Source organism: Clostridium tanneri (assembly GCF_033659955.1).
Lineage (GTDB): Bacteria > Bacillota > Clostridia > Clostridiales > Clostridiaceae > Clostridium_AM > Clostridium_AM tanneri.
Window position 1 is genome coordinate 232896 of the sequence record NZ_JARUJP010000002.1, and the last position, 9094, is coordinate 241989.

The 9094-nt window shown below is 32.1% G+C and carries 7 protein-coding genes; all 7 read right to left on the bottom strand.

Annotation, left to right across the window (positions count from 1 at the left end; all coding sequences use genetic code 11):
- Window positions 1-15 precede the first annotated feature (15 nt).
- Complete coding sequence (radA, locus tag P8V03_RS03435) at window positions 16-1371, bottom strand: DNA repair protein RadA (RefSeq protein ID WP_318796771.1); 1356 nt, start codon at window positions 1369-1371, stop codon at window positions 16-18.
- A gap of 144 nt (window positions 1372-1515) precedes the next feature.
- On the bottom strand, window positions 1516-3954 hold the full coding sequence (locus tag P8V03_RS03440; protein WP_318796772.1) for an ATP-dependent Clp protease ATP-binding subunit: 2439 nt from the start codon (window positions 3952-3954) through the stop codon (window positions 1516-1518).
- A gap of 29 nt (window positions 3955-3983) precedes the next feature.
- Window positions 3984-5012, bottom strand: coding sequence for a protein arginine kinase (locus tag P8V03_RS03445; RefSeq protein ID WP_318796773.1), 1029 nt, complete (start codon window positions 5010-5012; stop codon window positions 3984-3986).
- Window positions 5013-5022: 10 nt separating this feature from the next.
- Window positions 5023-5541 (bottom strand): UvrB/UvrC motif-containing protein, encoded by a 519-nt coding sequence (locus tag P8V03_RS03450; protein ID WP_318796774.1) that lies wholly within the window; start codon window positions 5539-5541, stop codon window positions 5023-5025.
- Window positions 5542-5652: 111 nt separating this feature from the next.
- A complete protein-coding gene (locus P8V03_RS03455) occupies window positions 5653-6117 on the bottom strand; it encodes a CtsR family transcriptional regulator (protein ID WP_261671239.1) in 465 nt (154 codons plus the stop codon).
- A gap of 295 nt (window positions 6118-6412) precedes the next feature.
- Window positions 6413-6655 (bottom strand): hypothetical protein, encoded by a 243-nt coding sequence (locus P8V03_RS03460; protein WP_261671240.1) that lies wholly within the window; start codon window positions 6653-6655, stop codon window positions 6413-6415.
- Between the two features lie 125 nt (window positions 6656-6780).
- Complete coding sequence (gene fusA, locus P8V03_RS03465) at window positions 6781-8874, bottom strand: elongation factor G (protein WP_318796775.1); 2094 nt, start codon at window positions 8872-8874, stop codon at window positions 6781-6783.
- Between the last annotated feature and the right edge of the window lie 220 nt (window positions 8875-9094).

Consider the following 9094-nt stretch of genomic DNA (forward strand, 5'->3'; position numbering starts at 1 on the left):
AATAATCACCCTATACTAAAAAACTTTGTTTACCGCTTCCTTTAACGAAGATACCGCAATTATGTTTATATCTTTATTTTTTATTTTTTCCTTATTTCTAAAAGGTATTATTATATTTTTAAATCCCATTTTTTCTGCTTCATTTACAAGCCTATCACAAAAAGCTACAGGTCTTACCTCTCCAGTAAGTCCAATTTCCCCAACTACCAATAGTTTTTCTAAACTTATCTCTTTAGATTTTATACTAGAAACAAGTGCTAAAGCAACCCCTAAGTCCCCAAAAGTCCCTCCAATATTAAGCCCACCTACTACATTTACGTATACATCACAATTATAAAAAGGAACTCTTAACTTTTTTTCCAACACTGCTAAAATTAGATTTAGCCTTGAACTCTCTACTCCAATAGTAGTACGCCTTGGTATAACAGCCTTAGTTTCACTAACTAGGGCTTGTATTTCCACTAAAATTGGTCTAGTTCCTTCCATTATTCCTATAACTAAAGACCCCTCTTTTTGAAATCCTGCCTCCTCTAAAAAAACAGCGGATGGGTTTGGTACTTCCTCCAATCCACTCTCCCTCATCTCAAAAACACCAATCTCACTTGTTGTACCAAAACGATTTTTTATAGTTCTTAGAACTCTAAATTCTTCAGTTCTTTCACCTTCAAAGGATAGTACAGTATCCACCATGTGCTCAAGTACCCTAGGCCCCGCAAGTTCACCCTGCTTAGTAACATGTGCTACTATAAAGAATGATACATTTTTACTTTTCCCCATACGCATAATATCGTTAGCACTTTCACGAACTTGAGACACACTTCCTGGTGCCGAAGAGATAGATTGTTTGAAAAGTGTTTGTATAGAGTCAATTATTACAAATACCGGTTGAATATTTTCAATATGTTCTTCTATTTTGTCCAGATTAGTCTCGGAAACTATATACAAGTTTTCAGATATAACCTCTAACCTATCTCCTCTCATTTTTATTTGTTCTTCTGATTCTTCTCCAGAAATATATAATATCTTTCCATATCTTTTAGCAATATTATTAGCAGTTTGCAGAAGCAACGTTGATTTTCCTATACCTGGCGCTCCAGATATTAGCGTAAGTGATCCCTTTACTATTCCTCCTCCCAATACTCTATTTAACTCAATTATTCCTGTATCAAATCTATCATATTCACTAGATTTTATATTTACTATACTTTTCGGTTCACTATTTGAACTTATAGATATTCTTGATGAACTACTTTCAACTTTCACTTCTTCAACTAAACTATTCCATGTATTACAGCTGGGACATTTTCCAAGCCACTTTAACGATTCATATCCACACTCTTGACATACAAAAGTGGTTTTATTCTTCGCCATTAAAACCACCTCCCTCTATACAAAATATAATTATACAGTATTATAGTAATATGGTGTTAATAATAATTAAAAATTTTTAAAAATAAAACAATGTATAAACATATAGAATTTATACATTGCTTTATGAAAATAAATAATTTCATTCTAATGAGTCTTATTAAATACCAGCTCATTATTCTCTACACTGACTGTTACTTTATTCCCCTTCTTAACATTTCCTCTTAACATTTCCTCTGAGAGTTTATCTTCTACTACCTTTGTAATCGCTCTTCTTAAAGGTCTTGCACCATAGGTTATATCATAGCCTTCCTTGGCAAGCAATTCTTCTGCTTCATCGGTAAATTCAATTTCTATATTCTGATCTTTTAACCTCTCTGACACAGAACCTAACATTAATCTAACTATATGTCTCAAGTCCTCTTGTTGAAGCTGGTGGAATACAATTATATCATCTATTCTATTTAAAAATTCTGGTCTAAATGAACGCTTTAACTCATCCATTACATTGTCCTTCATTTTTTCATATTCATTCTGCTTTTCATCATCGCTGTCTAAAGCAAAGCCCATAGACTTTTGCTTTCTAATAGTGGAAGCACCTACATTAGACGTCATTATTATTATAGTGTTTCTAAAGTCTACAGTTTTACCTTTACCGTCAGTAAGTCTTCCATCTTCAAGAATTTGAAGTAAAATATTAAAAACCTCTGGATGTGCTTTTTCTATTTCATCAAACAGTACAACAGAATAAGGATTTCTTCTAACTTTTTCTGTTAGCTGTCCTCCCTCATCATACCCTACATATCCTGGAGGTGAACCTATGAGTCTTGATACTGTGTGTTTTTCCATGTACTCTGACATATCAATTCTTATCATATTACTTTCGTCACCAAACATTGCTTCAGCTAATGCCTTCGATAACTCAGTCTTTCCTACACCTGTTGGTCCTAGGAATATAAATGAACCGATTGGTCTTTTAGGATCCTTAAGTCCTACCCTTGCTCTCCTTACAGCTCGTGATATAGACTTTACAGCTTCGCCCTGTCCTATTACTCTTTTATGAAGTATTTCTTCAAGTTTCAATAATCTTTCAGATTCTTTTTCAGTTAGCTTTTCTATAGGTATATTAGTCCACTTTGATACAACTGCAGCTATCTGAGGTTCTGATACAGTAAGGGTTGAAACTTCCTTTTGAGTCTTCCAGTTATTTTTCAATCCCTCTAATCTATCCTTTATTTCTTTTTCTCTATCCCTTAGCCTTGCAGCCTTTTCGAAATCTTGAACTCTTATAGAATCTTCTTTTTCCTTAGTAATCTTTTCAAGTTCTCCTTCTAACTCCTTTAAATCTGGTGGAGTAGTTAAGCTCTCGATTCTAACCTTTGCAGCTGCCTCATCGATTAAGTCTATTGCTTTATCTGGAAGATGCCTGTCAGTTATATATCTATCAGATAAAACCACTGCAGCTTCAATGGCATCATCAGTAATTTTTACTCTATGATGAGCTTCATATTTATCTCTCAATCCTTTCAGTATAAGAACAGCTTCCTCTTTAGTAGGTTCTCCTACCATTATAGGTTGAAATCTTCTTTCTAGAGCTGCATCCTTTTCAATATGTTTCCTATACTCATCTACAGTAGTAGCTCCTATACACTGTATCTCTCCTCTTGCTAGGGCTGGTTTTAAAATATTTGAGGCATCTATAGCTCCTTCTGCAGCTCCAGCACCTATAAGAGTATGAATTTCATCTATAAATAAAATTACATTTCCAGCCTTTCGTAGCTCTTCCATAACCTTTTTTAATCTATCTTCAAATTCGCCTCTATACTTAGACCCCGCTATCATTGATGATAAATCTAATGTAACTACTCTTTTATCTTTTAGTAGTTCAGGTATGCTAGCAGAAACTATTTTTTGCGCAAGTCCCTCAGCTATAGCAGTCTTACCAACACCAGGATCTCCGATTAGACATGGATTATTTTTTGTTCTTCTTGATAGAATTTCAAGAACCCTTTGGGTTTCTTTATCTCTTCCTATAACTGGATCTAATTTTCCTTCCCTAGCCATTTCAGTCAAGTCCCTGCCAAATTGGTCTAAGGTAGGTGTTGGTTCTCCATTACCCTTATTGGTATCAACAGAATTTGTTGATTGTTCTCCTGATAATGCATCTACTAATTCTTTTCGGAGCTTATTAAAGTCTGCTCCTAAGTTGTTAAGAATAGTAAAAGCTACTCCCTCTGCTTCTCTAATTAGGGCCAATAGTATATGCTCAGGACTTATATAATTATGATTTAAAGTTCTTGCCTCAAGCAGGCTCATTTCTAAAAGTCTTTTTGTTCTTGGAGTGAGGGGAATTTCCTTTTTATAAAGTTCCATATCTCCCTTTCCCTCATATTCCTCTACTAAATTCCTTACATTTTCAACAGTAATAGTCATGCTATTTAACAATTTCTTAGCTATTCCATCTTCTCTTAAAACCCCAAGCAGAATATGCTCGGTTCCTACATATCCATGCTTAAGAGATTGTGCCTCCTCCTGAGCGTAAAAAAGAACTTTTTGTGCTCTTTCTGTAAATCTTCCAAACATCATAAATAATTCACCAACCTTACCTTATTATATTACTTTTCTACTAATCTTTCTCTAATCAATTTAGCTCTACTAAGATCTCTTTCTTTACTAGATAGCTTTTTATCATAGAGCTGCTGTATAACTGCATTTTGAGTATCTACTAAAAGATTGTTTAGCACTACTTTACTTACATCTTTAATTATTCCCATTTCTACACCTAATCTTACATCTGATAAAAGTTTTAAACATTCATCCGGATTTAAAAGCACCGCTGACTTTAATATTCCTAATGCTCTATAGATCCTATCCTCTGTTTCATATTTATATTTTCTTATAAGGTTTTCTCTTGATAGATTCTCCTCATTAATAATTTGACTTACAACTGCTTTCAAATTACTTATGATTTCTTCTTCACTTAATCCTAAAGTTATCTGATTGGATACCTGATAAATATTACCCCTTGCCTTTGAACCTTCTCCGTATAACCCTCGTACAGTCATACCAACTTGAGTAACTGCGTTTAACACTCCATTCATCTTGTTAGTTATAGTAAGGGATGGTAAATGAATCATTACCGATGCCCTAAGTCCTGTACCTATATTAGTAGGACAAGTTGTTAAGTATCCAAGATTCTCATCGAAGGCATAGTCTAATTTTTCTTCTAAAAGGTTATCTATCTTTCCGCATAAGTCTTGTACTTCCTCTAAATCCAGTCCTGATGTTATACCTTGAATTCTGATATGATCCTCTTCATTTATCATAATACTTACAGTTTCATTTTCATCTACAATAAATGCCGCTTTACTAGTATTATCTAAAAGATTCTTGCTTATAAGATGTTTGTCAAAAAACACTTCATTGTCAATAAAACCATTTTCCCATAAGCGAATAGTTTTAAACTTATCCTCTGTGTGAGAAGAAGTATAGAAAGCATTTTCTACATCCTTTATCAGTTTTTTTCCACCTTCTTCATCCATCTTGTGAGGAAATGGTATTTTATTTAAATTTCTTGCTAACCTTATTCTGCTACTTAATACTAAATCATCATTTCTTCCCTGTGACTTTATCCAATTTTCCATACTTAACCTCCTATTTTTCTTCCTCTTGCATTGACCTTATCTCATCTCTAATTTGTGCCGCTTTTTCATACTCTTCATTGGTTATTGCATTTTGGAGGTTTTCCTTTAACTCTATTAATTTTTTTCTCTTAATTATACTTTCTCCAGCCTTTCTAGGAAGTTTTCCTGTATGCTCCCAGTTTCCCTGTACTCTTCTAATAATAGGCTTTAAAGTTGATGCAAAGCTTTTGTAGCATTCACTACATCCTAATAACCCTGTCCTTTTAAACTCACTGTAAGTATTGCCACAATTACTACATGAGATATCAAAGGTATTTTCAGTTTGGTTATTAGGACCTATATAATCCATTATTCCACTCAATATATTTTGAAATGTAAAAGGTGATGATAAGTCTATTTGACTACTGAAATTAAATTCACCTTTTTCCTTTGCACATTTCTCGCATAAACTAAATTCATGCTTAGTACCATTCACTATTTTAGTTATGTGAACATTAGCATCATTTTTCTTGCAAACCTCGCACAACATTTTATCACTCCCATAAAATATAAAATAATATGTTTGAATTTAAATTGTCCGGTTTTAATGTAAATATTTTACATATAATATTATAACATAACTTTCAATTTGCTCAATAATTTAAGCTTTATTCAGGACTACCATTACAATAGACTTCAAAATATCAGCTCTTAATTTATTTCTATTCTCTAAGGAGCTACTTAATGTTCTATCGTTTATAGCTGCCTTTGAAATATTAAATTCACCTTCACTAATAATTCCCGATTCTAATAATCCTTCTATTAACTTGACGCCAGTACTATAGGTTATACTATCTCCAATCTTCTCATTTAAAATCTCAACTAAAGACTTATTTTTATAAAATTGAATCTGCTTTATTAAAATACATCCACCGCCGCCTCTTCTGCTTTCTATATAGTATCCCCTATCTACTGTAAATCTTGTTGTTAAAACATAGTTTATCTGTGATGGGGCACATTTAAAATAATTAGCTAATTCGTTTCTGACAATTTGAAGCTGGTTTCCATCACTATTTTTTAACATTTCCTTTATAAATTCTTCTATAACATCCGATAATCTTGTCATTATAATACTCCCTCGACTTTGACTTTCTTTGACCTTTACTTAATATTAATATTATTTTTTTATTTATTCAATCTTAATAATACTTGAAATATAAACATTTATGAGTAAAAGATAAAATTACATAGTTCTATCTCCTAATTTCAAATGTTTTTTATCAAATCGATAGTTACTTATTATTTTTTATCTACTAATAGCAGAGGTTTTAAACTTAATATATAAATTTAAAACCTCTTTATTTTTATATTTATCCATAATAAAAATGACTGCCTTATAATCTTGCTAAAGGCAGCTATTACTAAGTGTTAATATCCCTAGAAGCTTTAATAAAACACTTTTTAGTGTCGTAATCTTTATTTAAGTCAATCTTAAAGTTACTTTTTTCTAACATGTTACATATTATATTAATGCTCTCATTTTCTACATCCTCTATAGAGATCGTAAGATTATCAGTATTATTAACTATAGCTATATAATCATAAATACTACTATAATCAGCTAATTCTATTGTTCCAACTATATCCATACGGTATTCTGACATAAAATCTCTCCTTATTGAATTAATACAAAGACACTACTACATTATTTTCTCTTATATTTTATTAAAATATGCAAGATATTATTCCAATAAAAACCCAATAGCAATTAGCTATTGGGTTTTTAACCTTATACTTCCTCTTTAATTTTTAGTTTCTTAGCCTCTTCTATTATTTTATTTACTTCAGTAGAAGGAACTTCCTCGTATCTTTCAAAATTCATTGTAAAGTTTCCTCTTGCTTGGGTCATAGACCTTAAATCAGTAGCATACTTAAACATTTCAGACTGTGGTACTTCAGCTATTATCATTTGTTTATCTCCATAAGGCTCCATACCTAAAACCCTACCTCTTTTCTTATTTATATCACCAATTATATCTCCCATATAGTATTCAGGTACTGTTACCTCTACATGAACAATTGGTTCTAATAATATAGGCTGAGCTTCCATTAATCCCTTTTTATACGCTAAAGATGCAGCTATTTTAAAAGCCATTTCTGATGAATCTACAGGGTGATATGATCCATCATGAAGGGTTGCTTTTAATCTTATAACGGGGTATCCAGCTAATACTCCATGTTGTATACACTCTTTAAGTCCTTTCTCTACTGCTGGAATATACTGTCTAGGTACAACTCCTCCAACAACCTGATCTACAAACTGAAGATCATCTTCTCCATCATTTCTAGGTTCAAATTTTATCTTTACATCCCCATACTGACCATGTCCACCAGATTGTTTTTTATGTTTACCTTGTATATCTGACACCTTTTTAATAGTCTCTCTATAAGGTACCTTCGGTGTTTGAAGTATAACATCCGCTCCAAATTTACTTTTTAACTTACTTGCTATTACATCAAGATGAGTTTCTCCTAACCCTGAGACTATTGTTTCAGCATTTTCTACGTCTCTAGAAACCTTAAAGGTAGGATCTTCTTCTAACAATTTGTTTAATCCATTAGATATTTTATCTTCATCATTCTTAGACTTTGGCAACACAGCCATAGATATTACTGGATGAGGAAAATCTATTTTTTCAAAAATTACTGGATTTGATACATCACATAGTGTATCTCCTGTAGTGGTAAATTGAAGTTTAGCAACTGCTCCTATATCGCCGGCAATAATTTCAGCTGTAGGAATCTGCTGTTTTCCTCTTAAGAAATACATAGTTCCTATTTTTTCATTCTTGTCTTTGTTTGCATTATAAACAGATGAATCTGACTTAATCTTTCCTGTTACAACCTTGAACATTGATAGTTTTCCTACAAAAGGATCCGCTATTGTTTTAAATACAAAAGCAGAGAAAGGTAGCTTTTCATCAATTTTAATATTTGTTTCTAAATCGCCTTTTAAGTCTTTAGCTTTAAGTAATTCTGAATCTTCAGGTGATGGAAAACACTCGATTATGTCTTCAAGTAATGTTTCAATTCCAACGCCATTTAATGCTGAGCCACACATAACAGGCGTTATTTCGCCTCTAGCACACCCATTTATCAATCCATTATATATCTCTTCATCAGTTAATGTACCGTCACTGAAATATTTATCTAGTAAAGCTTCATCTGTTTCAGCTACAGCCTCAATAATCATATTTTTACATTCATCAACTTTATCTATAAGCTCTTCTGGTATATCTGCTTCCTTCATACTGTTGCTTTTAGCATCAAAAATTCTAGCTTTTCTTGAAATTACATTTATAACACCTTTGAAATTTTCTTCAGTGCCTATAGGATATTGTACTGGAACTACTGATATACCAAAGCTATCTTTTAATCCTGTCAAAACCTTGTCAAAGCTGGAATTTTCTCTGTCTAATTTGTTAATGTAGAGTGATCTTGGTAGTTTATATTTATTTACGTATTCCCAGGACTTTTCTGTCCCTACTTGTATACCAGATACTCCAGAAACAACTATCATTGCTATATCTGAAGCTCTTAAACCTTCAAAAACCTCTCCAACAAAATCAAAATATCCAGGCATATCAACTAAATTTATTTTAACATTTTCCCATTCACATGGAGTTATAGCAGTTGATATAGATATTCTTCTTCTCTTTTCCTCAGAATCATAATCACTAACTGTGTTTCCTTCTTCGACTTTTCCAAACCTATCTGTAGTTTTGGTATAATAAAGTATTGCTTCTGCTAAAGTGGTTTTACCTGAACCGCTATGTCCAATTATACCTACATTCCTTAGATTTTTAGTTGTGTAGTTTTTCATAAGCAATTCCCCCTTACTTTTAGGCTTAATTATATAGTTCTACTTTAATTTAAAAATTCCTTTCAGAATTAAATAAATTTTCAAAATAGTTCGATTATATATTTACCACTTATTCCATATTTTATGCTCGTAATAATAGAAATTATTAAAATTTTTTTCTACAGAGTTTTTGCATAATAAAAAAACACTAACTATAAAATAGTTAGTGTCTATATACTAA

Excerpts from the sequence above, each read along its gene's own strand:
- radA (WP_318796771.1), bottom strand. The coding sequence starts at position 1,371 with ATGGCGAAGAATAAAACCACTTTTGTATGTCAAGAGTGTGGATATGAA.
- P8V03_RS03440 (WP_318796772.1), bottom strand. The coding sequence starts at position 3,954 with ATGATGTTTGGAAGATTTACAGAAAGAGCACAAAAAGTTCTTTTTTAC.
- P8V03_RS03445 (WP_318796773.1), bottom strand. The coding sequence starts at position 5,012 with ATGGAAAATTGGATAAAGTCACAGGGAAGAAATGATGATTTAGTATTA.
- P8V03_RS03450 (WP_318796774.1), bottom strand. The coding sequence starts at position 5,541 with ATGTTGTGCGAGGTTTGCAAGAAAAATGATGCTAATGTTCACATAACT.
- P8V03_RS03455 (WP_261671239.1), bottom strand. The coding sequence starts at position 6,117 with ATGACAAGATTATCGGATGTTATAGAAGAATTTATAAAGGAAATGTTA.
- P8V03_RS03460 (WP_261671240.1), bottom strand. The coding sequence starts at position 6,655 with ATGTCAGAATACCGTATGGATATAGTTGGAACAATAGAATTAGCTGAT.
- fusA (WP_318796775.1), bottom strand. The coding sequence starts at position 8,874 with ATGAAAAACTACACAACTAAAAATCTAAGGAATGTAGGTATAATTGGA.